Origin of the sequence: Comamonas sp. MYb69 (assembly GCF_037479315.1) — a bacterium.
Classification (GTDB): Bacteria; Pseudomonadota; Gammaproteobacteria; order Burkholderiales; family Burkholderiaceae_C; genus Comamonas.
Genome location: NZ_JBBGZG010000007.1, coordinates 99,597 through 124,693, shown reverse-complemented (window position 1 = coordinate 124,693; position 25,097 = coordinate 99,597). Strand labels below are relative to the sequence as shown.

The 25,097-nt window shown below is 62.2% G+C and carries 27 protein-coding genes; 21 read left to right on the top strand and 6 right to left on the bottom strand.

Annotation, left to right across the window (positions count from 1 at the left end; genetic code table 11):
• Positions 1-43: 43 nt before the first annotated feature.
• Complete coding sequence (locus tag WH303_RS11635; RefSeq protein WP_339518628.1) at positions 44-2,008, top strand: oleate hydratase; 1,965 nt, start codon at positions 44-46, stop codon at positions 2,006-2,008.
• Positions 2,009-2,098: 90 nt separating this feature from the next.
• On the opposite strand, the gene WH303_RS11630 is transcribed toward WH303_RS11635, so the two are convergent.
• From WH303_RS11630 to smpB, 3 genes are all read right to left on the bottom strand, one after another.
• The gene (locus WH303_RS11630) at positions 2,099-2,500 is read right to left on the bottom strand and encodes a COG4315 family predicted lipoprotein (protein WP_027010979.1); all 402 of its coding nucleotides are present in this window, start codon (positions 2,498-2,500) and stop codon (positions 2,099-2,101) included.
• Positions 2,501-2,622: 122 nt separating this feature from the next.
• Positions 2,623-3,237 carry a Pr6Pr family membrane protein gene (locus WH303_RS11625; protein WP_339518626.1) on the bottom strand — a complete coding sequence of 205 codons (615 nt, stop codon included), beginning with the start codon at positions 3,235-3,237 and terminating at the stop codon, positions 2,623-2,625.
• 103 nt (positions 3,238-3,340) lie between these two features.
• On the bottom strand, positions 3,341-3,814 hold the full coding sequence (gene smpB, locus WH303_RS11620) for an SsrA-binding protein SmpB (RefSeq protein ID WP_021027262.1): 474 nt from the start codon (positions 3,812-3,814) through the stop codon (positions 3,341-3,343).
• A 137-nt stretch (positions 3,815-3,951) separates the two neighbouring features.
• Between smpB and WH303_RS11615 the strand changes: the two genes are divergently transcribed.
• Together WH303_RS11615 and WH303_RS11610 are read left to right on the top strand one after the other, a co-directional pair.
• On the top strand, positions 3,952-4,392 hold the full coding sequence (locus tag WH303_RS11615; RefSeq protein ID WP_339518623.1) for a type II toxin-antitoxin system RatA family toxin: 441 nt from the start codon (positions 3,952-3,954) through the stop codon (positions 4,390-4,392).
• Entirely contained in the window at positions 4,385-4,741 is a 357-nt protein-coding gene (locus tag WH303_RS11610) for an RnfH family protein (protein WP_339518621.1), read from the top strand. The genes WH303_RS11615 and WH303_RS11610 overlap by 8 nt, the downstream gene beginning before the upstream one ends.
• Positions 4,742-4,827: 86 nt before the next feature.
• Here the strand turns inward: WH303_RS11610 and WH303_RS11605 are convergent, their stop codons facing one another.
• A complete protein-coding gene (locus WH303_RS11605; RefSeq protein WP_339518619.1) occupies positions 4,828-5,406 on the bottom strand; it encodes a DUF4124 domain-containing protein in 579 nt (192 codons plus the stop codon).
• Between the two features lie 144 nt (positions 5,407-5,550).
• Between WH303_RS11605 and guaB the strand changes: the two genes are divergently transcribed.
• The 5 genes from guaB to guaA all read left to right on the top strand — a co-directional run bounded on the left by guaB (position 5,551) and on the right by guaA (position 10,293).
• On the top strand, positions 5,551-7,026 hold the full coding sequence (gene guaB / locus WH303_RS11600) for an IMP dehydrogenase (protein ID WP_133858778.1): 1,476 nt from the start codon (positions 5,551-5,553) through the stop codon (positions 7,024-7,026).
• A gap of 61 nt (positions 7,027-7,087) precedes the next feature.
• Positions 7,088-7,546, top strand: coding sequence for a DIP1984 family protein (locus WH303_RS11595; RefSeq protein ID WP_239811727.1), 459 nt, complete (start codon positions 7,088-7,090; stop codon positions 7,544-7,546).
• Between the two features lie 381 nt (positions 7,547-7,927).
• Positions 7,928-8,188, top strand: a complete 261-nt coding sequence (locus WH303_RS11590; RefSeq protein WP_116924086.1) for a type II toxin-antitoxin system Phd/YefM family antitoxin — start codon at positions 7,928-7,930, stop codon at positions 8,186-8,188.
• A complete protein-coding gene (locus tag WH303_RS11585) occupies positions 8,185-8,631 on the top strand; it encodes a type II toxin-antitoxin system VapC family toxin (protein ID WP_021027255.1) in 447 nt (148 codons plus the stop codon). The genes WH303_RS11590 and WH303_RS11585 overlap by 4 nt, the downstream gene beginning before the upstream one ends.
• A gap of 45 nt (positions 8,632-8,676) precedes the next feature.
• Positions 8,677-10,293, top strand: coding sequence for a glutamine-hydrolyzing GMP synthase (gene guaA, locus WH303_RS11580; protein ID WP_339518609.1), 1,617 nt, complete (start codon positions 8,677-8,679; stop codon positions 10,291-10,293).
• 159 nt (positions 10,294-10,452) lie between these two features.
• Here guaA and WH303_RS11575 read toward each other — a convergent pair whose 3' ends face one another.
• The gene (locus WH303_RS11575) at positions 10,453-11,454 is read right to left on the bottom strand and encodes an IPTL-CTERM sorting domain-containing protein (RefSeq protein ID WP_339518608.1); all 1,002 of its coding nucleotides are present in this window, start codon (positions 11,452-11,454) and stop codon (positions 10,453-10,455) included.
• Between the two features lie 181 nt (positions 11,455-11,635).
• Entirely contained in the window at positions 11,636-12,508 is an 873-nt protein-coding gene (locus WH303_RS11570) for an AraC family transcriptional regulator (RefSeq protein WP_339518607.1), read from the bottom strand.
• 98 nt (positions 12,509-12,606) lie between these two features.
• Between WH303_RS11570 and WH303_RS11565 the strand changes: the two genes are divergently transcribed.
• The 13 genes from WH303_RS11565 to dgoD all read left to right on the top strand — a co-directional run bounded on the left by WH303_RS11565 (position 12,607) and on the right by dgoD (position 25,073).
• Positions 12,607-13,134, top strand: a complete 528-nt coding sequence (locus WH303_RS11565) for a carboxymuconolactone decarboxylase family protein (protein ID WP_339518605.1) — start codon at positions 12,607-12,609, stop codon at positions 13,132-13,134.
• Between the two features lie 50 nt (positions 13,135-13,184).
• Positions 13,185-13,454 carry a DUF2024 family protein gene (locus tag WH303_RS11560; protein WP_339518604.1) on the top strand — a complete coding sequence of 90 codons (270 nt, stop codon included), beginning with the start codon at positions 13,185-13,187 and terminating at the stop codon, positions 13,452-13,454.
• Positions 13,455-13,497: 43 nt separating this feature from the next.
• On the top strand, positions 13,498-14,313 hold the full coding sequence (locus WH303_RS11555; protein ID WP_339518602.1) for a YggS family pyridoxal phosphate-dependent enzyme: 816 nt from the start codon (positions 13,498-13,500) through the stop codon (positions 14,311-14,313).
• A 138-nt stretch (positions 14,314-14,451) separates the two neighbouring features.
• Positions 14,452-15,468, top strand: a complete 1,017-nt coding sequence (locus tag WH303_RS11550; RefSeq protein WP_339518601.1) for an IPTL-CTERM sorting domain-containing protein — start codon at positions 14,452-14,454, stop codon at positions 15,466-15,468.
• A 209-nt stretch (positions 15,469-15,677) separates the two neighbouring features.
• Positions 15,678-16,379, top strand: a complete 702-nt coding sequence (locus WH303_RS11545) for a FadR/GntR family transcriptional regulator (protein ID WP_021027241.1) — start codon at positions 15,678-15,680, stop codon at positions 16,377-16,379.
• Positions 16,380-16,515: 136 nt separating this feature from the next.
• Positions 16,516-17,286, top strand: coding sequence for an SDR family oxidoreductase (locus tag WH303_RS11540; protein WP_021027240.1), 771 nt, complete (start codon positions 16,516-16,518; stop codon positions 17,284-17,286).
• Between the two features lie 14 nt (positions 17,287-17,300).
• A complete protein-coding gene (locus tag WH303_RS11535) occupies positions 17,301-18,548 on the top strand; it encodes an enolase C-terminal domain-like protein (RefSeq protein ID WP_339518600.1) in 1,248 nt (415 codons plus the stop codon).
• 65 nt (positions 18,549-18,613) lie between these two features.
• On the top strand, positions 18,614-19,627 hold the full coding sequence (locus WH303_RS11530; protein ID WP_339518599.1) for a TRAP transporter substrate-binding protein: 1,014 nt from the start codon (positions 18,614-18,616) through the stop codon (positions 19,625-19,627).
• A gap of 164 nt (positions 19,628-19,791) precedes the next feature.
• Positions 19,792-20,385: a TRAP transporter small permease gene (locus WH303_RS11525; protein WP_021027238.1), complete on the top strand. Its 594-nt coding sequence runs from the start codon at positions 19,792-19,794 to the stop codon at positions 20,383-20,385.
• Positions 20,382-21,662 carry a TRAP transporter large permease gene (locus tag WH303_RS11520; protein WP_339518597.1) on the top strand — a complete coding sequence of 427 codons (1,281 nt, stop codon included), beginning with the start codon at positions 20,382-20,384 and terminating at the stop codon, positions 21,660-21,662. Before WH303_RS11525 ends, WH303_RS11520 begins: the two co-directional genes overlap by 4 nt.
• A 99-nt stretch (positions 21,663-21,761) precedes the next feature.
• Positions 21,762-22,787 carry a DctP family TRAP transporter solute-binding subunit gene (locus WH303_RS11515; protein WP_339518596.1) on the top strand — a complete coding sequence of 342 codons (1,026 nt, stop codon included), beginning with the start codon at positions 21,762-21,764 and terminating at the stop codon, positions 22,785-22,787.
• A gap of 37 nt (positions 22,788-22,824) precedes the next feature.
• On the top strand, positions 22,825-23,862 hold the full coding sequence (locus WH303_RS11510; RefSeq protein WP_021027235.1) for an L-idonate 5-dehydrogenase: 1,038 nt from the start codon (positions 22,825-22,827) through the stop codon (positions 23,860-23,862).
• A gap of 62 nt (positions 23,863-23,924) precedes the next feature.
• The gene (dgoD, locus tag WH303_RS11505) at positions 23,925-25,073 is read left to right on the top strand and encodes a galactonate dehydratase (protein WP_339518591.1); all 1,149 of its coding nucleotides are present in this window, start codon (positions 23,925-23,927) and stop codon (positions 25,071-25,073) included.
• Positions 25,074-25,097: the final 24 nt, after the last annotated feature.

Below are 25,097 nucleotides of genomic sequence, written 5' to 3'. Positions count from 1 at the left end.
TACCTTGGCATGTGATCCTCAGGTATCCATGAAAGGCAAGACCATGACGCATGCAGACTCCCAGGCCTCCTCGATCCGCGTGGAGGCCAATATCGGCGAAGGCTTTTGGCGCAAGGGCCCCCAAGACAGCCTGCCACCACCGGACATGATGGGCGCCTATATGCGCAACCGGCCGGTGCTGGGCGCGCCGGTCGTGGGGCGCAAGGCCTGGATCATCGGCAGCGGCATTGCCGGCCTGGCAGCCGCCTTCTACATGATCCGCGACGGCGGCATGGCCGGCGAAGACATCACCATCTTGGATACGCTGGATGTGGCTGGCGGCTCGCTCGATGGCGCGGGCAATGCTGAGCAAGGCTATATCGTGCGCGGCGGCCGCGAGATGAACTGGAACTACGACAACTTCTGGGACCTGTTCCAGGATGTGCCGGCGCTCGAGCTGCCCGAGGGCTACAGCGTGCTGGACGAATACCGCTTCGTCAACGACAACGATCCGAACTGGTCCAAGGCCCGGCTGATGCACCAGCAGGGCAAGATCCGCGATTTCTCGACGCTGGGTCTGACCAAGGCGCACCAGTGGGAGATCGTCAAGCTGCTGCTCAAGCGCAAGGAAGAGCTCGACGACATCAGCATCGAATCCTATTTCAGCGCCAGTTTTCTGGAAACCAATTTCTGGTACCTGTGGCGCTCGATGTTCGCGTTCGAGAACTGGCAAAGCCTGCTGGAGATGAAGCTCTACATGCACCGCTTCCTGGACGCCATCGATGGCCTCACCGACATGTCGGCGCTGGTGTTTCCCAAGTACAACCAGTACGACAGCTTTGTCGTGCCGCTGACGCGCATGCTCAAGAACAAGGGCGTGAAAGTGCAGTTCAACACCCGAGCCTATGACCTGGACATGAAGGACGATGCCGGCAGCCGCACGGTGACCGCGATCCGCTGCAAATCCGCAGGCCAGGAGGTTCAGATTGATGTCGGCCCCTATGATGTGGTGTTTGCGCTGACCGGCTCGATGACCGAAGGCACCGCCTATGGCGACCTGGACACTGCACCGGTATTGGCACGCGGCAATGAGGAGCCGGGCGAGGACAGCGACTGGACCTTGTGGAAGCGCCTGGCGGCCAAGTCGCCGGTGTTTGGCCGGCCCGAGAAGTTCTATGGCGATGTCAAGGGCTCGATGTGGGAGTCGGCCACCTTGACCTGCAAAGCCTCGCCGCTGATCGACAAGCTCAAGGAGCTGTCGGTCAACGATCCGTACTCGGGCAAGACGGTGACCGGCGGCATCATCACCTTCACCGATTCGAACTGGGTGATGAGCTTTACCTGCAACCGCCAGCCGCACTTCCCCGACCAGCCCGGCGATGTGCTGGTGCTGTGGGTGTATGCGCTGCTGATGGACAAAAAGGGCAACCATGTGGCCAAGACCATGCCCGAATGCACGGGCCGCGAGATTCTGGCCGAGCTGTGCTACCACCTGGGCATTGCCGACCAGATCGATGCGGTGGCGGCCAACACCAAGGTGCGCCTGGCCTTGATGCCTTACATCACCGCGCAGTTCATGCCCCGCGCAGCTGGCGACCGGCCCCATGTGGTGCCCGAGGGCTGCACCAACCTGGCCTTGGTCGGCCAGTTTGTCGAGACCAGCAATGACATCATCTTCACGATGGAAAGCTCGGTGCGCACCGCGCGCATCGGTGTCTACACCTTGCTGGGCCTGCCCAAGCAGGTGCCAGACATCAGTCCCACGCAGTACGACATCCGCAACATCATCAAGGGTGCGCGGGCGCTGAATGGCAACCAGCCCTTTGTCGGCGAGCGTTTGCTGCACCGGGTGCTGGGCAAGACCTATTTCGCTCACATCCTGCCGCCGCTGCCCGAGAACGAGGAGACCTTGCGCGAGCGCGCAGAATCGGAGCTGGCGCAACTGCTGGGCAAGGGCGGCCAGGCCTTGAGCAAGGTCTCCGCCTGGCTGGAGCGCTACAGCAGCAATCTGCGCGACAAGTCCAAATAAGCAGCGCGCGGGACAGATCGCCCCAATGCAAAGAGGTGGCCGCAAGGCCACCTCTTGTTGTTTGCGCTAAAAGCTACTGGCGCTGGCCAATCAGGGCTTGGCCAGCTTCCATACACCGCCGCCCATGCCATCGCCACGCTTGTCGCCTGCCTGGCTGTCTTTGGCAAAGTAGTACAGCGGCCAGCCCTTGTAGGCCCATTGCTGGGTGTTGTCGGTGCGGGTGATGATGCTGAAGTCACCAATCGGCTTGGCACCGGCGGCCACGCCCAGTGGCGGCCAGTTGGTGGCGCATTGCTGGTAGCAGGTGGATGCACCGCTGCCGGCAGTGTCCTTGGTGAAGGTGTAGAGCGTGCGGCCATCGGGGCCGACGAGCACGCCATCTGCGGATCGCACTGGCGTGCTCGTGTCCGCCGCTTTGTGGTGCATGGAGCCACAGGCGGTCAAAAGAACGGCGGACAGCGGAATGGCCAGTACAGCAAGCTTGGAGAACATAGACGGCACCCAGGTTGGTTGATGGTGTCCTCAATATAGGTGGGGGCGCTGGCCTGCCATGTCGGACAGATGCCCATCCTGGCCGCGCGCCGCGCCCAGCCCCCGGTCCGCTGTGTCGGGCCTTATCGCATGCGCTTGCTGGCAGCCAGGCCCTGGGCGGCAGCCAGCAGCACACTCCCCAGCACGACAAAACCCAGCGCAATCGCTGCCGCATAGACCGCCACACCGCCAAAGCCACCGACATGGGCCGGGTTCAAAAAAGGGTAGGGGTACCAGCCCGTCAGCTGGCCGCGCAGCAAGGTGTAGAGGAGGTAGAGCGCCGGCAGGACCAGCGCCTTGCCCAGAGCCTTGCGTGCCAGCGGCGTGGCCGGCGGGGCGAGCAGCCAGTCGAGCACCACGGCGACCGGCATCAGGTAGTGCAGTACCGCGTTGATCCAGGCCTGCATCAGGCCCACATCCAGATTGCGCAGCAGCAAGGCAAACACCAGGCCGACAATGGCCATATTGAGCGCGGAGAAAAAACGCAACAGGCTGAGCCAGGGGCGTTCGCCATGCGCCGGTGTGCATGCACTGAGCACCAGCACCAGCGCGGCCAACAGGTTGGACAGCACCGTGAAATAGCTGAAGAAGTTGGCAAAACGCAGGCCGTGCGCGGCATGCAGAGACAGCTGTTGGCCGATAGCCGCAAGGACCAGGGTGGCCAGGCCAAAGCGCGCAAGCCGCAGCAGTGTGTGCATGGCGGGGTCTCCCGTCAGAATGGAGCCGCTATCTTAGAGCCTGGGCATGATTTTTCTCAAACGCTGACGCCCAGGTGCAACCACCATTGGAGCATCTGGTCTATCAGCGGTTATGCACCTTCATCGCGCGCTCGACCTCGCGCTTGCCTTCGCGGTCCTTGATCACATCGCGCTTGTCGTGCTCGGCCTTGCCCTTGGCCAGCGCAATATCGCATTTGGCCAGGCCGTTTTTCCAGTGCAGGTTGATGGGGACGAGGGTATAGCCCTTTTGCTCGACCTTGCCGATCAGGCGCTTGATCTCGTCCTTCTTCATCAAGAGCTTCTTGATGCGTGCGGCATCGGGGCTGACATGGGTGGAGGCGGTCTTGAGCGGGTTGATCTGGCAGCCCATCAGAAAGAGCTCGCCGTTCTTGACCAGCACATAACCATCGGTGAGCTGGGCCTTGCCCTCGCGCAGCGCCTTGACCTCCCAGCCGTGCAGCACCATGCCCGCTTCGAAGCGTTCCTCAAAGAAATAGTTGAATGCAGCCTTCTTGTTATCGGCTATGCGGCTGTTGGTGTTGTTCGTCTTCGACATAATTGCAATATTAGGGGCAAAACGGCTTTCCCAAGTCCATAGGGCTGCTGGGGGCTGCGCTTTTTGTTCTGGTCTATGATTTTATGAATGTTTCGGGCCGCAGCCGGTTTGCTGCTGCGGCCCTCTCTCCTGTCTGCATGAAAACTGTCAACAAGTCCGTCCTGATCTGGTACAGCCCCCAGGAGATGTTCGATCTCGTGGCTGATGTGCCGCGCTATCCCGATTTTCTGCCCTGGTGTGACCATGCGCGCGTGCTCGAGCAGCACGCCGATGGCGTGACGGCCGAGGTCGGCATTGCGTTGGCGGGCATCAAAAAATCCTTTGTCACCCGCAACACCTATGAGCCGGGCAAGCGGCTGCAGATGGCCCTGGTCAAGGGGCCGTTCTCGCAGCTGCAAGGCGACTGGCGCTTTGAGCCGGTGGGCGATGGCAGCCAGCGCGCCTGCAAGGTGTCGCTGAGCCTGAGCTATGGCTTTGACAGCATGGCCCTGGCCGCCGTGGTCGGCCCCATTTTTGACAAGATCGCCGGCACGATGATGGATGCCTTTATCCAGCGGGCCGAGAAGATCTATGGCTGATACCGCAGCGGGCGCCGCGCTGATGCAGATCGAGGTGGTCTGGGCCCAGAACGGCCAGCCCCAGACGGTGCAGCTGCAGCTGGCCGCCGGTGCCAGCCTGGCCCAGGCCCTGGCAGCGGCTGGCCAGCAAACCGGCCAGGTGTTTGCCGATGCGCAGGATGCAGGCATCTGGGGCAGGGTGCGGCCCCGCAGCCAGCTGCTGGCCGATGGGGATCGGGTGGAGCTGTACGAAGCCCTCAAGGTCGACCCCAAGAAAGCGCGCCGTGAGCGCTTTGCCAAGCAGGGCGCCCGCGGCACCGGCCTGTTTGCCAGGCGCAGGACGCAGTCCAAAGCCGGCTACGGCGCCTAAAGAAAGGGTTCACAGCCATTGCGCGGCCATCGCCGCATAAAAAAAGCCAAGCGTCTGCTTGGCTTTTTGGCGTGGGGCAAGGGTGATCAGCAGTTGTTGAAGATCACCTCATCGGTGCGCTTGATCTCGGCGGCGCGCTGCTCGGCGCTCTGGAACACCATCTCGCCCTTTTCATTGGGCGCGCGCACGGCCTTGCCAGTGTCATACATCGCCTTGGCCTGCTGGGCGCGTTTGCAGTTGTCGGCCTTGGCTGCTGCTTGCTTGGCTTTTTCAGCGGCTTCAGCATCGGCCTTGGCTTTGGCATCAGCTGCCTTCTTGGCTTCAAGCTCCTTGTCCTTGCCGGTAGCGGCCTTGACAGCGGCTGCGCCGCCAGCCGGGGCGGCCCCAGCAGCGGGGGCGGGGGCTGCTGCACCATCGCCAGACTCGCCTTCCTGGGGCGCAGGGGCGACCTCGCGCAGCGCTGGGCCCGTGCCCGAGGACTGCACGCCCTTGAGCGAGCCATAGCCCTTGGGGCGCTTGACGATGTTTTTCTCTGGCACGTCCAGCCCGGGTGGTCGGTCGCTGAAGACCTTGCGGCCATCTTTGTCGATCCACTGCCATTGGGCCATGGCGGGCGCGCCAATGCCAATGGCTACCGTGAGCAGGAGCAGCTTGATGAGTTTCATAGAAGGCGAGTGTAGCTTGCCGATTGTCAACGCCAGACAAAGTTGTTGGTTAGAGATAACAACCTGGAGTTGTGGGGCTGTCATACGGCGGCCCTGCAAGCTGCTTACAAAAGACGGTAGAATCTTTCTTTTGGAGCCTTCACAATGCGCCTGATCGGAAAAGCGCTCACCTTCGACGATGTGTTGCTGGTGCCCGCATACTCCCAAGTCCTGCCCAAGGACGTCTCTCTCGCCACCCAATTCTCCCGCAATATCCGCCTGAACCTGCCCCTGGTGTCTGCCGCCATGGACACGGTGACGGAAGCCAGACTGGCGATTGCCATCGCCCAAGAGGGCGGTATTGGTGTGATCCACAAGAACATGACCGCCGAGCAGCAAGCTGCCGAGGTCTCCAAGGTCAAGCGCCATGAATCGGGCGTCGTGCACGACCCGGTGGTGATCACGCCTGAGCACACCGTGCTGCAGATCATGCAGCTGTCCGACGAGCGGGGCATCTCCGGCTTCCCGGTCTGCGACGGCGGCAAGGTGGTTGGCATTGTGACCAGCCGCGATCTGCGCTTTGAGACCCGCTACGACGTCAAAGCGCGCGACATCATGACGCCGCGCGACAAGCTGGTGACCGTCAATGAAAAGGACGACACCACGCCAGCTGCTGCCAAGGCTTTGCTCAACAAGCACAAGCTCGAGCGCATTCTGGTGGTGAACGATGCGTTTGAACTCAAGGGCCTGATTACCGTCAAGGACATCACCAAGCAAACCACCTTCCCCAATGCCGCACGCGACCGTGCTGGCCGTCTGCGCGTGGCTGCAGCCGTGGGCGTTGGCGCTGGCACCGAAGAGCGTGTGGACCTGCTGGTCAAGGCTGGTGTGGACGCCCTCGTGGTGGACACCGCCCACGGCCACAGCCGTGGCGTGATCGAGCGCGTGCGCTGGGTCAAGCAGAACTACCCCCAGGTCGATGTGATCGGCGGCAACATCGCCACCGGCGCTGCGGCGCTGGCGCTGGTCGAGGCCGGCGCTGATGCGGTCAAGGTCGGTATCGGCCCCGGCTCCATCTGCACCACCCGTATCGTGGCCGGTGTGGGCGTGCCCCAGATCATGGCTGTCGACAGCGTGGCCCAGGCGCTGCAAGGCACCGGCGTGCCCTTGATCGCTGACGGCGGTATTCGCTTCTCGGGCGATATCTCCAAGGCCCTGGCCGCTGGTGCATCGACCATCATGATGGGCGGCATGTTTGCGGGTACCGAAGAAGCACCCGGTGAAGTGATCCTCTACCAAGGCCGCTCGTACAAGAGCTACCGTGGCATGGGCTCGATCGGCGCGATGCAGCAAGGCTCGGCCGACCGCTACTTCCAGGAATCGAGCACCGGCAACCCCAATGCCGACAAGCTGGTGCCCGAAGGCATTGAAGGCCGCGTGCCCTACAAGGGCTCGATGGTTGCCATCGTCTACCAAATGGCCGGCGGCGTGCGCGCATCGATGGGCTACTGCGGTTGCGCATCGATTGCCGAGATGAACGAGAAGGCCGAGTTTGTGGAAATCACCGCAGCCGGTATCCGTGAGTCGCACGTGCACGATGTGCAGATCACCAAGGAAGCGCCGAACTACCGCGCTGACTGATGGTCCTGAGAATGGCTGCCGCTGGCAGCCATTTTTTTGGAACCCCTTTGAAGGAATGCCGATGAAGCTTGCCGAAGCCTTGTTGCTCCGTGCCGACCACAAGAAAAAGCTGCTCTCGCTGCGTGAGCGCATTGCGCGCAATGCCATCGTGCAAGAGGGCGAGCAGCCCAAGGAGCGGGTCGAAGACCTGCTGGCCGAGGCCACCTCGACCTTGCTCGCGCAGCAGCAGCTGGTACGCGCTATCAACACCGCCAACGAGACGGCCCGCTTGGCCGATGGCCGTCTGCTGGCCGATATCCTGGCCGAGCGCGATACCCTGGTCGCCCAGCATTCGCTGCTGGTCGCCACCATCGCCGCCACGCACAAGGACGTGGACCGCTACAGCCAGCGCGAGATCAAATGGCTGCCGCAGATCAACGTGGCCAGCTTGCAAAAGCAGGCCGATGACCTGTCGCGCCGCATCCGCGAGACCAATGTGGTGCTGCAATCGGCCAATTGGCAGGTTGATGTGGCGGCATAGGTTTTCACTGACCCAGCAGGAGATGACTGTCTAGTTTTTGGAGCGCCACGGGCGAGTGCAAAGACCCCGGCCGGGAGCCAGGGGGTTGAAAATATTCTGGGTCCCATCTGGATGCGCGGAGGGCAGCGCAAACGTGCTCAATACACGGCTTACCCATCAGCCCGGAACCACGTACCCTGTACCTTTGACAGCGTATACCTCACTACCTTGCACTGACGCGGCGCTCCTCTCTCTTGTGACAACAGCCCATCAGGCGCTGTTGCACCACAAGCAGCCACAACCAAAACCCCTTCAATTCTGGTCTGTTGGCATAAAACTGGTCTGAATGATAGAATCTGGTCTGAATTGATGTTCAGGCCAGTTTTTTTGTCACCCATTCCCATGCACAGCGTCGGTATCTACGAAGCCAAAACCCGTTTTTCTGCCCTGGTCGAGTTGGTCGAGCAGGGCGAGGAAGTGCGCATCACGCGCCACGGCAAAGAAGTGGTGCGCATGCTGCCGATGCGGCGCAAGCCGGTGATCACCGACGAGCAGATTGCCCGTGAGCTGGCGCAGATCGAGGCTTTGCAGGCCAGCATTGCGCCCGCCTCTGATGCGGATGCAGTCCCCCAACTGCGCCGCAGCGGCAGGAGTGCCGCATGAGTGCCGCCTTCAGCGCCTTTGTGCTCGATGCCTCGGTCACCGCCGCCTGGCTGCTGCCCGAAGCGGCGAGCAGCCATACCCAGCGCCTCTATGCCCGCATTCGCCGCCATGAGGTGGACCCGCAAGCGCCCAACCTGTGGTTTTGGGAATGCAGCAACCTGGTGGCCACCGGCGCCAACAGCGGCCGTATCCCGCTGGGCAGTGTCGAAGGCCTCTGGGGCGTGCTCGATGCGATACGCCACCGGGTGGAGCTCCATGACCTGGCGCCCGCCCAGCACAAGGCCGTGCTGGATGTGGCGCTGGCCACCGGCCTGCCGGTCTACGATGCCGCCTATCTGTGGCTGGCGCAGTCGCTGCGCTTGCCGCTGGCCAGTTTTGATGCCGCGCAGGTGGCAGCCGCCCGCCAATGCGGTATCACCGTGCTGGCCGCCGACGATTTTTGACCCATCCACCCCGTTTTTCCTCCATCCAAACCCAACGATCCTGCTATGCAACACGACAAGATCCTCATCCTTGACTTTGGCTCCCAAGTCACCCAACTGATCGCCCGCCGCGTGCGCGAAGCCCATGTCTACTGCGAAGTGCATCCCTGCGATGTGAGCAGCGACTGGGTGCGCGAGTTTGCCGCTGACGGCAAGCTCAAGGGCGTGATCCTGTCCGGCAGCCATGCCAGCGTCTACGAAGTGGACGACCGCGCGCCAGATGCCGTGTTCGAGCTGGGCATTCCCGTGCTGGGCATCTGCTACGGCATGCAGACCATGGCCACCCAGCTGGGCGGCAAGGTCGAAGGCTCCAACAGCCGCGAGTTTGGCTACGCCGAAGTGCGCGCCCATGGCCACACCGAACTGCTCAAGGGCATCGAAGACTTCGTCACCCCCGAAGGCTACGGCATGCTCAAGGTCTGGATGAGCCACGGCGACAAGGTCACCGCGCTGCCACCAGGCTTCAAGGTCATGGCATCGACGCCATCCTGCCCGATCGCCGGCATGGCCGATGAAGCCCGCCGCTACTACGCGGTGCAGTTCCACCCCGAGGTGACGCACACCGTGCAAGGCCAGGCCTTGCTCAACCGCTTTGTGCTCGACATCTGCGCCACCCAGGCCGACTGGATCATGGGCGACTACATCGAAGAGGCCGTTGCCAAGATCCGCGAGCAAGTCGGTGACGAAGAGGTGATCCTGGGCCTGTCCGGCGGTGTGGATTCGTCCGTCGCTGCCGCGCTGATCCACCGCGCCATTGGTGACCAGCTGACCTGCGTGTTTGTCGACCACGGCCTGCTGCGCCTCAACGAAGGCGACATGGTCATGGAGATGTTCGAAGGCAAGCTCCACGCCAAGGTCATCCGTGTGGATGCCTCCGACCTGTTCCTGGGCAAACTCGCTGGCGTGAGCGAGCCAGAAGCCAAGCGCAAGATCATCGGCGGCCTGTTCGTCGACGTGTTCAAGGCCGAGGCCGCCAAGCTCAAAGCAGGCGACGGCGGTCACAAGGGCGCGACCTTCCTGGCCCAGGGCACCATCTACCCCGACGTGATCGAATCGGGCGGCGCCAAGAGCAAGAAGGCCGTCACCATCAAGAGCCACCACAACGTGGGCGGCCTGCCAGAGCAGCTGGGCCTCAAGCTGCTCGAGCCGCTGCGCGACCTGTTCAAGGACGAAGTGCGCGAGCTGGGCGTCGCCCTGGGCCTGCCGCGCGGCATGGTCTACCGCCACCCCTTCCCCGGCCCAGGCCTGGGGGTGCGCATCCTGGGTGAAGTGAAAAAGGAATACGCCGATCTGCTGCGCCGCGCTGACGCGATCTTTATCGAAGAGCTGAACAACTGGGTGGACGACGCCACCGGCAAGACCTGGTACGACCTGACCAGCCAGGCCTTCACCGTTTTCCTGCCCGTCAAGAGCGTGGGCGTCATGGGCGACGGCCGCACCTACGACTACGTCGTGGCGCTGCGCGCGGTGCAGACCAGCGACTTCATGACCGCTGACTGGGCTGAGCTGCCTTATGGACTGCTCAAGCGGGTGTCGAATCGGGTGATTAATGAAGTGCGCGGGATCAATCGCGTTACTTATGATGTGTCTAGCAAGCCGCCTGCGACGATTGAGTGGGAGTGAGCTGGCTCTAGAAAGTAGCCAGAACTAGCTTGAAGGCATTCCATGCTGAGCCCGCTGTATAGCGGGCTTTTTTGCGCCCTTCAGGCATCTAGGTCTGTCAGTTGCAGCTGGGTAGCAAGGCCAGTAGCCAGGGCATCTGCGGGCGCATTCTCAGCCAGATTAATACTGACGGCGGCGCGTCCAACCAAAGAGCGCAAGCAGGGACGAAAGAGCAACGGTAGCCCAGATACCGAGGGTTGGCACCGGTGTGGGAGCTGCAGTTGCTTGCACCGCTGTGATTTCTATCGTGAACGACTTGGTATCGCTGAGCGACGTGGGGCTACTGGCATCCGTTGCGGAAATATCCACCGTGAATGTACCGCTCTGTGTAGGTTTGCCAGATAAGACGCCGGTTACCTGGTCAAGAAGAAGTCCAGCAGGAAGATTGTTTGCGCTCCAAGTCAACGGAGCGAGTCCGCCAGTTGCTTCTACCGTAAATGGTAAATAGTCTTTGCCCTGCATTCCTGCTGGCAGACTTGCAGTGGCGATAGAAACCGGCGGAATCACCTGGGCTGCAGTGCCAGCAGTTAAATCATCAAAGCCAAAGACATCCGTTGCATTACTGTTATTAAAAACAACAGAGACAAATGGATTGTCCATATCTATGAGGCCATAATAAAATACTGAGCCATCTGCGGCGGGATTGCTGTGTGGAACGGCAACTGTAGTGGATGTGCCATCTGAATAGGTGATGCTCAACTGTCCGCCAAAATCGGATATGTCTGTCGCATAGAATCCAAAAGCGGTCTGTGGCAATGAGAAGCTAATGGTGAAGTTGGTGCTGGTCTCTATAAAGTTGGAGCCGGACGTAGCAAATCTGCCATTTCCCAAAAAGTTGGTAACCGTTGCTGATCCGGAAAGAGTTGCGGTTCCAGATGCACCCATGTTCACAGAAAATGGTGTCGGCGTGCCTGCACTGATCGCATCAAAATTCTCAGTATTTGCGCCATTCAGTCGCGCAATAAATGCATCCCGCGCGGCATCGGATTGGGGTCTGGGTGCGCTGGCAGATCCATTAACAGCATCCTCTCCGAAAAATGTCTCTACGGCAGCATTGGCCAAGCCTGCTGATGCCAGCCCTGCAGAAAGAATACCGATCCTGAGAGTATGAAGAACGCGCATTGTCTAGCCTCTTATATAAAAAATAACATTTGATATAAGAGTTCTTTTACGTGCAATCCCCAAAATTAGTGATTTTCACAGTGAAAGGTTGGTGGGAAAATATTCCATGGAGTTGCCCTTGGTTCATTAGATCCATAAAACATGTGTCTCCGAGCGTCAATGTGCGGAGCCGAGGTGCAGCTTAAGGATGGGCTTGAACCAGCGTCGCCAACCACTCCCTCGGTGACACCCCCACCTTCCCTGCAAACGCCCGCGACAAGGCGGAAGGATTTGCATACCCCAGCTCCTCCGCCAGCACCTTGATCGAGCGCCTCTCGCGCAGCCCGTTCTGCGCCAGGGCTACGCGCCAACCTGTCAAATAATCGGCCGGCGTTTGCCCCACCAGATCGCGAAAGGTATTGGCAAAGGCGGTACGCGACATCCCCGCTTGCGCTGCCATGCGCTCCAAGGTCCAGGCCTCGCCCGGGGCGTCGTGCATGGCGACCAGGGCGCGGGCCAGGCGTGGGTCGGACATGCCATTGACCAGGCCGGGGCGGATGCCGGCCTCCTGCGGGTGGTCCAGCAGCCAGCGCAGCAGCTGGATTACGACGACTTCAAACAAGCGATCGACCAGCAGGCGCTGGCCGCAGCGCAGCTGGTCGGTTTCGGACAGCAGCAGTTGCAGCGCCATATCCATGCCGGGCACCTGGGCCAGCGGCAAGGCTATTAAAGGTGGCAGTGAGCGGGCCAGCGGGTTGGCCGATCCGCCTTCAAACACGAGGCGCGCGCAGCTGAAGTTGGCGCCTTCTTTCGGCGGGTTGTGAAAGCGGTGCGTGAACGGGGCAGGGTAGAGCAGCACGGTGGGCTCTTCAAAGCGCAAGGATTGCGGCACATCGCGGGCGCCGGGGTGGCTCACTTCCAGCTCGCCACGGCGCAGCACATGCAGGTAACCAAAGCCGTCACCGGCATCAAAGTGGGTCAGGCCGCACAACGCGCCGGAGTGGTGCAGCTGCGCCTTGACGCGAAAGCGCTCCAGGATGCTGGAGAGGCGGTCGATAGAGGCTGTGGGCTGCATGATGTACGAATTGGTACTATTCGTGAATAAATTAGTCCAAATTATACATTTTCGGCACGCATACTGGCTCTGCGTTTCAACCCCTTCAGGAGTCTTTCATGTCCCGCGTTTCTACCGACAACACCCCCGCCGCCAGCCAAGCCGTGATGGCCCAGATCCAGAGTGCCTTTGGTGCCACGCCCCATATGTTCAAGGCGGTCGCCAACTCTCCCGCCGCGCTGCACAGCATGTGGGCCGCCTTTGGCGCGCTGGGCAAGGGCAGCCTTGGTGCCCAGCTTGGCGAGCAACTGGCCGTAGCCATTGCCAACTACAACCGCTGCGAATACTGCCTGGCCGCCCACACGGTGCTGGGCCAAAAGGCCGGCGCCAGCCTGGCCGATATGTCGGCCGCCCAGATTGGCCAATCGGTTGATGCCAAAACCGCAGCCGCCTTGGCGTTTGCGTTGAAGGTGGTGGCGCAGCGTGCGCAGATCAGCAATGCCGACATTGCCAGCCTGCGCCAGGTCGGTTTTGGTGACGAGCAGGTCGTTGAGATCATCGCGCATGTGGCTTTGAACCTGTTCACCAACTACATCAATGTTGCCTTGGATGTGCCAGTGGATTTTCCGAAAGTTGCGCTGAAGTGAGTCATGGATCTGCGCTGCCCATCGACCTGTTGCTGCCCAAGAGGTACTGAATGAAGATCGCTGTATTTGACACCTATGTGCTGCGGCCCGACGGGCGCAGCATGCATTTCGATATCTTCGTGCGCGACCAGGCGCCCGATAAGGGGATCGATGCCGTGCTCGCGCATGGCCGCCGCTACCTGGCCGCCAAGCGGCTGCCGGCTGAATCGTTGACAGCGCAGGAATGCCGCTTTTGCCATGTCCAGGCGGCTGCGCCAGCGGTGGAGCAAGAGATCGCGCGCAGTGGCTTTGCCATCATCGAACTGCAGCACTGCGATTGATGCACCGGCAGATTCGCACCTACGCACCAGAGAAAGCATCGGCATGAAAGCACACAGTCAGTGGACCACCGCGACCCGGCATGACCAGCATGGCCGCTGGCCACAGGCCGAATCCGTCGAGGACGTTCGCCACAACCTGGCCATCGTCCATGCCCGTATCGCGGCGGCCTGCCAGCGGGTGGGGCGCGACCCAGCGGCAGTGCGCCTGTTGCCTGTGAGCAAAACCAAGCCCGAGTCCAGCCTGCGCCTGGCCTATGCCGCCGGCTGCCGCATGCTGGGTGAGAACAAGCCGCAAGAGGCCTATGGTAAATGGCAGGCAATGCAGGATTTGCCCGAACTGCAGTGGTCGGTCATCGGCCACCTGCAAACCAACAAGGCCAAGCTGGTGGCGCGTTTTGCGACCGAGTTCCAGGCGCTGGACAGCCTGCGTGTGGCTGAGGCGCTGGAGCGGCGCCTGCAGGCGGAAGGGCGCAGCTTGGATGTCTTTGTGCAAATCAACACCTCGGGCGAGGCGAGCAAGTATGGCCTGTCGCCTGAGGAAGCTGCTGCTTTCATCAAAGCGCTGCCCGCGTTCTCTGCGCTGCGTGTGCGCGGGCTGATGACCTTGGCGCTGTTTTCTGCCGAGGCCGCGCAGGTGCGCCAGTGCTTTGTGCGCCTGCGTGGCTTGCGTGATCAGCTGCGGCAGGACGCGCCGGCTGGTATCAGCCTGGATGGGCTGTCGATGGGCATGTCGGGGGACTACGAAATGGCGGTGGAGGAAGGTGCCACCGTGGTGCGCGTGGGGCAGGCGATCTTTGGCGCGCGGGCCATGCCGGATAACTATTACTGGCCTGTGGCGGTCGCACAGCAGGCGGGCTGATGGGTTTGAGTCAGGATCCAAGTCCCAGCTAGGTTGAGTCCGGGTAAGGAGGAAGGGCTCAATTACCCAGTTTCAGGGATAGGAGAAAAACACAAAAAGTAACATAATGATCAATTGTTCACATTTTGATTGCTTCTGATGTTGTCTTGGTTCTCTGCTTTGCCTTCTTGCTCCATCTCTGGCTGGGCCCGCGCCACGCCGCTGGCTTTGTCGTTCGCGTTGGCCACTTCCATGGCCAGTGCGCAGAGCATTGATACGGTTCCAGACTGGGATGGCATCGGATTTATCAGCTCCTTCGGTGTGCCAAACACGGCAACCTATGGTCAAACAATCACCGCTCCCGCAACTCCGGCGATGCTGCGTGCATTTGATGTTCGTATCAATCCGCAGGGCGCTGAAATCCCATTCAAGTTCTATGTTTATGAGTGGGATCCAACCAGCGACCGCGCTACCGGTGGGCAGTTGTATGCCAGCTCTGTACAAACGACAGAAGCCGTAAGTCAGTTTCAAACCTACGGTGTGTCTGGGTTGAGCATCACGCTGGAGCCGGGAAAGCAGTATGTGCTCTTCGCCAGTGTGTCTGAAACTTCGGGTTCCGACTCCAACGCCCGTTGGGCGAGTGTAGGCGATGGCTCTTATGCGGGCGGCCGTTTTGTGTTTACCAACAATGGTACAAATGTGTCGGCTTGGACGAGTGGGACTTGGAGCAACATAGCCCGCGATTTGGCGTTTACTGCGGATATTCAGTATGTGGGCCAGCCTGCGGCTCCCAATCTGACTGCTGCTTCAGTTGGAGACGGCCAAGCCAGATTTGAACTCAGCCTGTCTGACTCCGGCTCGGCCCCCTTGCAGCAGTACAGCATTAGCTGCGAGTCGCAAGGCGATGCAGTAGGCGCCAGTGCCAGTGGTGCGAGCAGCCCGTTGGTGGTTACTGGGCTGACCAATGGCACTAGCTACGACTGCACCGCCACAGCAACCAATACCGATGGACTGACCGGTCCTGAGTCGAACGTGGTCACTGTCACGCCAAAGGCTGCACCGGTGGCGCCAAAGCCGGTGCCAACGCTGAGCCAATGGGGTATCTTATTGGTCTCCGGTGTGTTGGCAGCGATGGCTATGTTGGGAATGGCGCGCACAGGCCGCCGCCGGGGTTAAGCGCTCTGTCCACCAATGCCAGCCGCCTCCGGGCGGCTTTTTTGTTGCGGCATGGAGCGATCTTGGTATAGGCAAGTCTCGCCCTCAGGCGCACAAGGCAGGCATGATCGGCCCATGCGATGGCTGTCATGCGGCGCCTTTCTGGACGGCGCTGGCCTCAACCTGCTTTGTTTTGTATGATGAATGAATCTATACCACCACCGATTCCCATGTCCTTATCCTCACAGCCCGGCAGCAGTCTGCACCACCAGGTGATGGACAGCCTGGGGAGGCTGATTGCCAGTCCCGAGTACGGGCCTGGCGCCACCTTGCCCAATGAGGAGGAGCTGTGCGAGCGGCTGGGGGTGAGCCGTACTGCGGTGCGCGAGGCGATCAAGGCGCTGAGCGCCAAGGGCATGCTGGAGGCGCGGCCCCGCACCGGTACGCGCGTGCGGCCGCAGGAGCAATGGAGCCTGTTCGATGCCGATGTGCTCGGCTGGCTTTGCAGCCAGGGGGTGGACCAGGCGCTGGGCCGGCACCTGATGGTGATGCGCGGCATTCTGGAGCCGGCGGCCGCGTCGCTGGCAGCGCGCATGCACACCGATGCGCAACTGCAGGCGCTGCAGCAGGCCTTTGCGGCGATGGAGGCCGCGACATCAATTGATGAATGGGTGGTCGCCGACCTGGCCTACCACCAGAGCATCCTGCAGGCCACCGGCAACCCCTTGCTGATCTCGCTGGGCGGTATTGTGGCCTCGGCGCTGGAGTCCTTGCTCACCGTCAACGCGCAGCAGGCCGGGCAGTTCAACGATGGCTTGCTGATGCATGGCAAGGTGCTGGCCGCCATTGAGCGGCGCAGTGCCGACGATGCGCAGCTGTGGATGCGGGCACTGCTGGCCGACACCATTGCCCGCTGGGGCGCGCCCGCCTGAAAGCCTGCATATCCAGGTTTCGCGCGGCTGTCGCGCAAAGCGCAAGGGCGGTAAATTCCTAGGGTTTGCTCTGATTTAATCATCATACAAATAAACCGATGATGGCGACTTCTGAAATTCTCAAGGTCGCCATTCCATGTCTCGTTCCCTGTTTGATCTGTCGGGCCGTACGGCGCTGATTACCGGCTCCTCGCGCGGCATTGGGCTGGCGCTGGCCCAGGGCCTGGCGGAATCGGGGGCAACGGTGGTGGTCAACAGCCGCCAGCAGGCAGCGGTGGATGCGGCCGTGGCGCAGTTGCAGGGCATGGGCCTCAAAGCCCAAGGGGCGGCCTTTGATGTGGCCGACCAGGCGGCGGTCGAAGCTGCCTTTGCGGCATTCGATGCCCAGGGCCTGGCCATCGATATCGTTGTCAACAATGCCGGCATCCAGCACCGCGAGCCCTTGCTTGATGTGTCGCTGGAAGACTGGAACCGGGTCATCAACACCAACCTGACGGCGGCCTTTGTCGTGGGCCGCACGGCAGCGCGCCGCATGATCGAGCGCGGCACCGGCGGCAAGATCATCAATATCGGATCGCTGACCAGCGAGGCGGCCCGTGCCACGGTGGCGCCCTACACGGTGGCCAAGGGCGGCATCAAGATGCTCTCCAAGGCGATGGCGGCCGAGTGGGCCATGCATGGCATCCAGGCCAACTCCATCGGCCCGGGCTACATCCTCACCGACATGAACGAGGCGCTGGTCAATAACGTCGCGTTCGATGCCTGGGTCAAGGCCAGCAATCCCACGCAGCGCTGGGGCCGGCCCGATGAGCTGGTGGGCACGGCCATCTATCTGGCCTCGGGCGCATCCAATTACGTCAACGGCCAGATCATCTATGTGGATGGCGGCTGGCTGGCGGTGCTGTAAGCGGGCGCACTAGCATGGCTACCTTGATTACCGACGTCAAAGTCATCGCGACGGCGCCCGAGGGCATCAACCTCCTGGTCGTCAAGATCGAGACCAACCAGCCTGGCCTCCACGGCCTGGGCTGCGCCACCTTTGCCTACCGGCATCTGGCGGTGCAATGCCTGGTCGAGCAGTACCTGCGCCCGCTGCTGATCGGCCGCGATGCCAGCCAGATTGAAGAGCTGTGGCAGCTGATGCACCAGAACGCCTACTGGCGCAACGGCCCCATCGAGAACAATGCGATCTCAGGCGTGGACATGGCGCTGTGGGACCTCAAGGGCAAGCAGGCCGGCATGCCGCTGTACCAGCTTCTGGGCGGCAAGCTGCGCGAGGGCGTGCCCATCTACCGCCATGCCGATGGGCGGGATCTGGAAGAGCTTTGCGACAACATCCAGAAGTACCGCGAGCAGGGCATCACCCATATCCGCTGCCAAAGCGGTGGCTATGGCGGTGGCGGCTTTGGCGCGGCGCCCGGCACGGCGCCCCGGGGCGCCGCTGATGGCATCTACCTCGATGCGCGCAAGTACATGCGCGAGACGCTCAAGATGTTTGACGCCATCCGCAGCCGCATCGGCTTTGAGGTGGAGCTGTGCCATGACGTGCACGAGCGCTTGAAACCCGCCGATGCGATCCGCTTTGCGCAGGCGCTCGAGCCCTATGAGCTGTTCTTTCTGGAAGACGCCATCGCGCTGGAAGAGGGCGACTGGCTGCGCCAGCTGCGCGACAAGACCAATGTGCCGCTGGCCCAGGGCGAGCTGTTCAACCACCCGTTTGAGTGGCGCGGCATCATCGCCGAGCGGCTGATCGACTTTATCCGCGTACACCTGAGCCAGGTGGGCGGCATCACCCCGGCGCGCAAGCTGCAGCTGTTTGCCGAGCAGTACGGCGTGCGCACGGCCTGGCATGGCCCGGGCGATATGTCGCCGCTGGCGCATGCGGCCAATATCCATATCGACCTGACCTCGCGCAATTTTGGCGTGCAGGAGTGGTCGGGCACGGAGCCGCCCAATTTTGTGATCCAGGAGCTCAAGGGCCCGCGCGACGCGCTACTGGCCGTGTTCCCTGGTTTGCCCACATTCCGCAATGGCTATGTCTACGCCAATGAGCAACCCGGCCTGGGTGTGGACATTGACGAGCGCGAAGCGGCCAAGTACCCCTGCAGCAGCGCAGTGACCACCTGGACGCAGACGCGCCTGGCCGATGGGAGCCTGCAGACCCCCTGATTCCCAGCATGCCGGGCCAGCAGCGCCGGCTTTTTTCGATTGACAACAAAGACGGAGACAGACAGATGACCACTCACTTCCAACTGCGCCGCATCGTGCTGGCCACCCTGGCGGCATCAGCAATGGGCGCTGGCGCCGCTTATGCTGAAGTCAAGGCCCGCGTGGGCCATGCGATGCCCGAGAGCCACCCGCAAGCCATTGCGATGAACAAGTTCGCCGAGCTCGCCTCCACCTACACCAATGGCAATGTCAAGGTGCAGGCCTACCACAGCGCGGTGCTGGGCAGCGATGAGAAGCAATTGCAGGCCGTGCAGGCAGGCACGCAGGATCTGTACATCGGCACCCTGGCGCCGCTGTCCTCGCGGGTCAAGGAAGTGCAGGTCTGGGATCTGCCTTTCATGTTCCGCAACTCGGCCGAAGTCTATGCGGTGCTTGATGGCGCCTCGTCCAAGAAGATTTTCGAGAAGATCGCACCGGCCAACCTGGTGGGCCTGACCTGGACCGGCATGGGCTTTCGCAACCTGTCCAACAGCAAGCACCGCGTGGCCAAGCCCGAGGATGTGAGCGGCCTCAAGATCCGTGTGATGACCAACCAGGTCGCGCTGGACACCTGGAAGACCCTGGGTGCCAACGCTACGCCGATGGCCTTTGCCGAGGTGTTCCCGGCGCTGGAGATCAAGGCCCTTGACGGCCAGGAGAACCCGCTCCAGCACATGTGGGCCAACAAGATGCAGGAAGTGCAGAAGTACATCACCATCACCAACCACGTCTACACGCCATCGGCCCTGGTCGCATCGAAGAAGTTCTGGGACAGCCTCTCGCCCGCCGACAAGGCCGGTGTGCAAAAGGCCGCGACCGAAGCGGGCCTGCTGCAGCGCAAGCTGCTCGACGAAGGCGACAGTCTGGCTGTCGAGAACTTCAAGAAAGCCGGTGTGACTGTGGACAGCATGCCCGCTGCCGAGCTGGCGCGCATGCAGGACAAGGTCAAGCCCGTGCTGGCCAAGTTCTCGCCGCAGATCGGTGATGAGTTCGTCAAGGGCTTCTTTGCCGAAATCGAGCAGGCGCGCAAGGCCCAGTAAGGCCCAGGAAGGGTATGGGCCCAGACCGGCATAGGCTGGGTCCGCTCCCTGCATTTCTTCTCAAGGTTCTGGCAGCGCCCCATGGCGCGGCGCTGCTGGCTTAGACATACAAGCATTCAGGTGGCGGCACGGCACAAGGCCGCGCTGCCGGGAAAGGTGTTGCCATGGGCAAGGTACTCAAAATGCTCGCCGACGGGCTGACGCGCGCGCTGGAAATCGCCATGGTGCTGTGCATGCTGGTCATGCTGGTGATGGTGTTCGGCAATGTGATGCTGCGGCTGTTTTTCAATACCGGCATTGATCTGTCGGAAGAGGTGCCGCGCTTTGCCTTTGTGTGGCTGACCTTTCTGGGCGCCATCGTGGGCATGCGCAAGCGCGCCCATCTGGGGGTGGATCTGATGGTGCAGATGATGCCGCTGGTGGGCCGCCGCGTCTGCTGGGGCCTGAGCCAGGCCATCATGCTGCTGTGCTGCGTCTACATCGTCTACGGCACCTGGCTGCAGCACGACATCATCGCGGGCAATGCCTCGCCGGTGGCGCAGCTGAGCATGCTCTGGGTCTACGGCGTGAGCTATTTCACCGGGGCGGCCATTGGCTTTATCTGCCTGTCGAACCTGGTGCGTCTGGTGCTGGGCAAGGTGGCGGACTATGAGCTGATTGACGTGCAGGAAGAGGGCATGGAAGAGGCCCGCGAGGCCGAGCACGCCATGCAGGAGCAGACCCAATCGCAGGCCCGGTCCCAAGGAGGTCGCGCATGACCATCTTCATTTTTATCTCGTCGCTGCTGGGCCTGATGGCTCTGGGCATGCCCATTGCTTTTGCGCTGATCGGCTGCGGCCTGGCGCTGATGTACTACATGGGCTTTACCGATCCGCAGATCGTGGTGCAGAACATGTGGGATGGCGCCAACAGCTTCCCGCTGCTGGCCGTGCCGTTCTTCATGCTGGCGGGCGAATTCATGAACGCCGGTGGTATGACGCGCCGCATCATCCACATGGCCATGGCCTGGATTGGCCATATCCGGGGTGGCCTGGGCTATGTGGCCGTTGGCGCCGCCGTGATCATGGCCTCGCTCTCGGGCTCGGCCGTGGCCGATACCGCCGCACTGGCCGCCGTGCTGGTGCCGATGATGCGCAAGGCCGGCTATGAGGTCAACCGCTCCTGCGGCCTGATCGCCTGCGGCGGCATCATCGCGCCGGTGATTCCGCCATCGATCGCGATGATTCTGTATGGCGTGACCGGTGGCGTGTCCATCACCAAGCTGTTCATCGCCGGCATTGTGCCGGGCCTGTTGATGGGTGTCGCGATCTTGCTGGCCTGGCGCTGGTGCATTGGCCGTGACCCGATCGTCACCGAGCCCAAGCGCAGCACTGCCGAGCGCCTGGCCGCCACACGCCAATCGCTGTGGGCGCTGGTGCTGCCGGTGGTCATCATCGGTGGCCTGAAGTTCGGCTGGTTCACCCCGACCGAGGCCGCCGTCATGGCCGCGATGTACTCGCTGCTGGTGGGCATGTTCGTCTACCGTGAGATCAAACTGAACCAGCTGTTTGCGCTGATCTACCGCGCCGCTGAGACCACGGCCATCATCATGTTCCTGGTGTCGGCCGCTGGCGTATCGGCCTGGCTGATCACCACCGCGAACATTCCGCAGCAGCTGGCTGCGCTGGTCGAGCCGCTGATGGACAACAAGATGCTGCTCACCTTTGCGCTGATGGTGCTGGTACTGCTGGTGGGCACGGCGCTGGATTTCACGCCCACGGTGCTGATCATGACGCCTGTGCTGATGCCGGTGCTCAAGCAGGCGGGCATCGACCCGGTCTACTTCGGCGTGCTGTTCATCATGAACAATGCCATTGGCCTGGTCACTCCTCCGGTGGGCACCGTGCTCAATGTCGTCTGCGGGGTCGCCAAGATACCGATGAGCGGTGCCATCAAGGGTGTGATTCCGTTCATGGTGGCCCAGACGATTGTGATGTTCCTGCTCGTGGTGTTCCCGCAGATCGTCATGTGGCCGCTGGAGATGATGAGCCGCTAAGCCTCAAACCGTCCAAACCCATTCATTGAAGAGCCTGGGGCGCTTGCCAGCCGCAAGCGCCAAGGGCGGGCTTTGCCCAAAAAAGACAAGGAGCCGACCATGAAACTGATTCCACGCCGCCGCCTCGTTGCAGGCCTGGCCTGCGCCACCCTGGCGGTGCTGGGCCTGGCGCCCGCGCAAGCCCAGGAGAGCAAGCGCGCACGCCTGGGCCATTCCTTTGCCGATTCGCACCCCCGCGCCATCGCGATGAAGCAGTTTGCTGCGGATGTCGCCAAGTCCACCGATGGCAAGGTGCAGATCGATGTGTACAGCAGCGCCACCTTGGGCAGCGAAGACAAGATGCTGATTGCAGTGCAAAGCGGCACGCAGGACCTGTACATGGGCGCGCTCTCGCCCATCGCCGCACGCAAGAAGGCGCTGCAGATTTTTGATTTTCCGTTTCTGTTTGCCAGCGATGCCGAGGCCGCCCATGTACTCGATGGCCCGGTGGGCCGCCAGATGTTGGGCGACATTGCCGATATGAAGATGCGCGGCCTGGTCTGGGCGGGCGGTGCCTTCCGCAATATGTCCAACAGCAAGCGGCCGCTGGCGACGCTGGCGGACATGAAGGGCCTGCGCGTGCGCGTGATGCAAAGCCCGATGGCGCTGGCCAGCTTCAATGCCATGGGCATGAACGCCGTGCCGATGGCCTTCTCCGAGGTCTACCCCGCGTTGGAGATCAAGGCACTGGACGGCTATGAGCACCCGGTGGTCGACATGTATGCCAACAAGATGTACGAGGTGCAGAAGTACCTGACCATCACCAACCATGTCTACACGCCCGTCGCGCTGATCGCGTCCGAGAAATGGTGGTCGGGCCTGACGCCCGCGCAGCAGCAGGCGGTGCAGCAGTCTGCCGAGAAGGCCCGCACCCTGCAGCGCAGCGAAGAGCTGCGCCAGGCCGGCGAGGTGGTCGCCCAGCTCAAATCGCATGGCATGCAGGTGGGCGAGATGCCGGCTGCCGAGCTGGAAAAGATCCGCGCTGCGGTGCAGCCGGTGATCGACAAGAACCAGGCGACCGTCGGCCAGGAGTTTGCCCAGTCGTTCTATGCGGCGTTGGCCAGCTACCGCAAAACCAAGCCTTAAGCCACTCACTTATCCAAGCCAATTAGGAACTTCTGATATGGAAGCGCTTGTTATCCACGCACCCGGCGATCTGCGGGTGCAATCCGTCCCCGCGCCTGCGCCCGGGCCTGGCCAGATGCTGGTGCGGGTGCGCTGCGGCGGCATCTGCGGCTCTGATCTGCATTACTACCAGCACGGCGGTTTTGGCACGGTTCGCATCAAGGAGCCGATGGTGCTGGGCCATGAGGTCTCGGGTGTCATCGAATCGGTAGGCGCCGAGGTGACGGGCTTTGCTGCCGGCCAGCGCATCGCAGTCAGCCCCAGCTGGCCTTGCGGCCAGTGCCGCTTTTGCCAGATGGGCCTGCAAAACCACTGCCTGGACATGCGCTACTACGGCAGCGCGATGCGCACGCCCCATGTGCAGGGTGCGTTTCGCCAGCAGATCGTCATCGAGTCGCACCAGGCCCATCTGCTGGCCGCGCAGGTGAGCGACGCCGAAGGCGCCATGGCCGAGCCGCTGGCAGTTGCCCTGCACGGCGTGCAGCGGGCAGGCCCCCTGCTGGGCCGCAAGGTGCTGGTGACGGGATGCGGGCCGATTGGTGCGCTGGCCATCATTGCCGCGCGCCGCGCAGGCGCCGCGCACATTGTGGCTACCGACATGAGCGCGCACCCGCTGGCCAAGGCCTTGCAGGTGGGCGCCGATGAGGTCGTGCATGTGGGCGAGTCGCCCGATGGCCTGGCCCGCTACGCAGCCGACAAGGGCCAGTTCGATGTGCTGTTCGAGGCCAGCGGCAACCCGCATGCCTTGCGCGGTGCCTTCGATGTGCTGCGCCCGCGCGCCACCATCGTGCAGCTGGGCCTGGCCGGTGCCGAGATGACCCTGCCGATCAACACGCTGGTGGCCAAGGAATTCGACTGGCGCGGCTCCTTCCGCTTTCATGAGGAGTTCGCCACTGCGGTGGCCCTGCTCAACAAGGGCTTGGTCGATGTGAAGCCGCTGATCTCCGCCACCTTGTCCTACCGCGATTCGGCCCGCGCCTTTGCGCTGGCGGCCGACCGCTCGCAGGCGATGAAGGTGCTGCTGGACTTTGAGTGAGCCCCCGCACCAACCTCAGCCACCACTGCTGATTCCCACCCCCATTTTTCTCAGTTCGTCCCATGAAAATCGTCAAGCTCACCACCTTTATCGTGCCACCGCGCTGGTGCTTTCTCAAGATCGAAACCGACGAGGGCATCGTTGGCTGGGGCGAGCCGGTGGTTGAAGGCCGCGCCCACACGGTGGCCGCAGCCGTCGAGGAACTCTCCGACTACCTGGTGGGGCGCGACCCGCGCAATGTGCAGGACCTGTGGAATGTGATGTACCGCGCCGGCTTCTACCGGGGGGGGCCGGTGATGATGAGCGCCATTGCCGGCGTGGACCAGGCGCTGTGGGACATCAAGGGCAAGGCGCTGGGTGTGCCGGTGCATGAGCTCTTGGGCGGCAAGGTGCGCGACCGTATCCGCGTCTACTCCTGGATCGGGGGTGACCGTCCGGCAGATACGGCCGCGCAAGCGCAAGCGGCCGTCGCCCGAGGCTTTACCGCCGTCAAGATGAACGGCACCGAGGAGATGCAGTACATCGACAGCCATGCCAAGGTGGAGCAGGCCGTGGCCAATGTCGCGATGATCCGCGAGTCGGTGGGCAAGCACATCGGCATTGGGGTGGACTTCCACGGCCGGGTGCACAAGCCCATGGCCAAGGTGCTGATGCGTGAGCTGCGCGATTTCAACCTGATGTTCATCGAGGAGCCCGTGCTCAGCGAGCACCTGGAGGTGATCCCGGAGCTGGCTGCCATTGGCGCCGCTCCGATCGCGCTGGGCGAGCGCCTCTATTCGCGCTGGGATTTCAAGCGCGTGTTTGTCCAAGGCGGTGTCGACATCATCCAGCCCGACCCCTCGCATGCTGGCGGCATCACCGAGACCTGCAAGATCGCCGCGATGGCCGAGGCCTACGATGTGGCGGTGGCCCTGCATTGCCCGCTGGGCCCGATTGCGCTGGCCGCCAACCTGCAGATCGATGCGGTCTGCTACAACGCCTTCATCCAGGAGCAAAGCCTGGGCATCCACTACAACCAGGGCAATGACCTGCTCGACTATGTGCACAACCGCGATGCCTTTGACTACCAGGACGGCTATGTCGCGATGCCCGGCGGCCCGGGCCTGGGCATCGAGGTGAATGAGGCCTATGTGGCCGAGCGCGCCAAAGAGGGCCACCGCTGGCGCAACCCGGTATGGCGCCATGCCGATGGCAGTGTGGCGGAGTGGTGATGCCAGGCGCCTCAACCCGGGTGT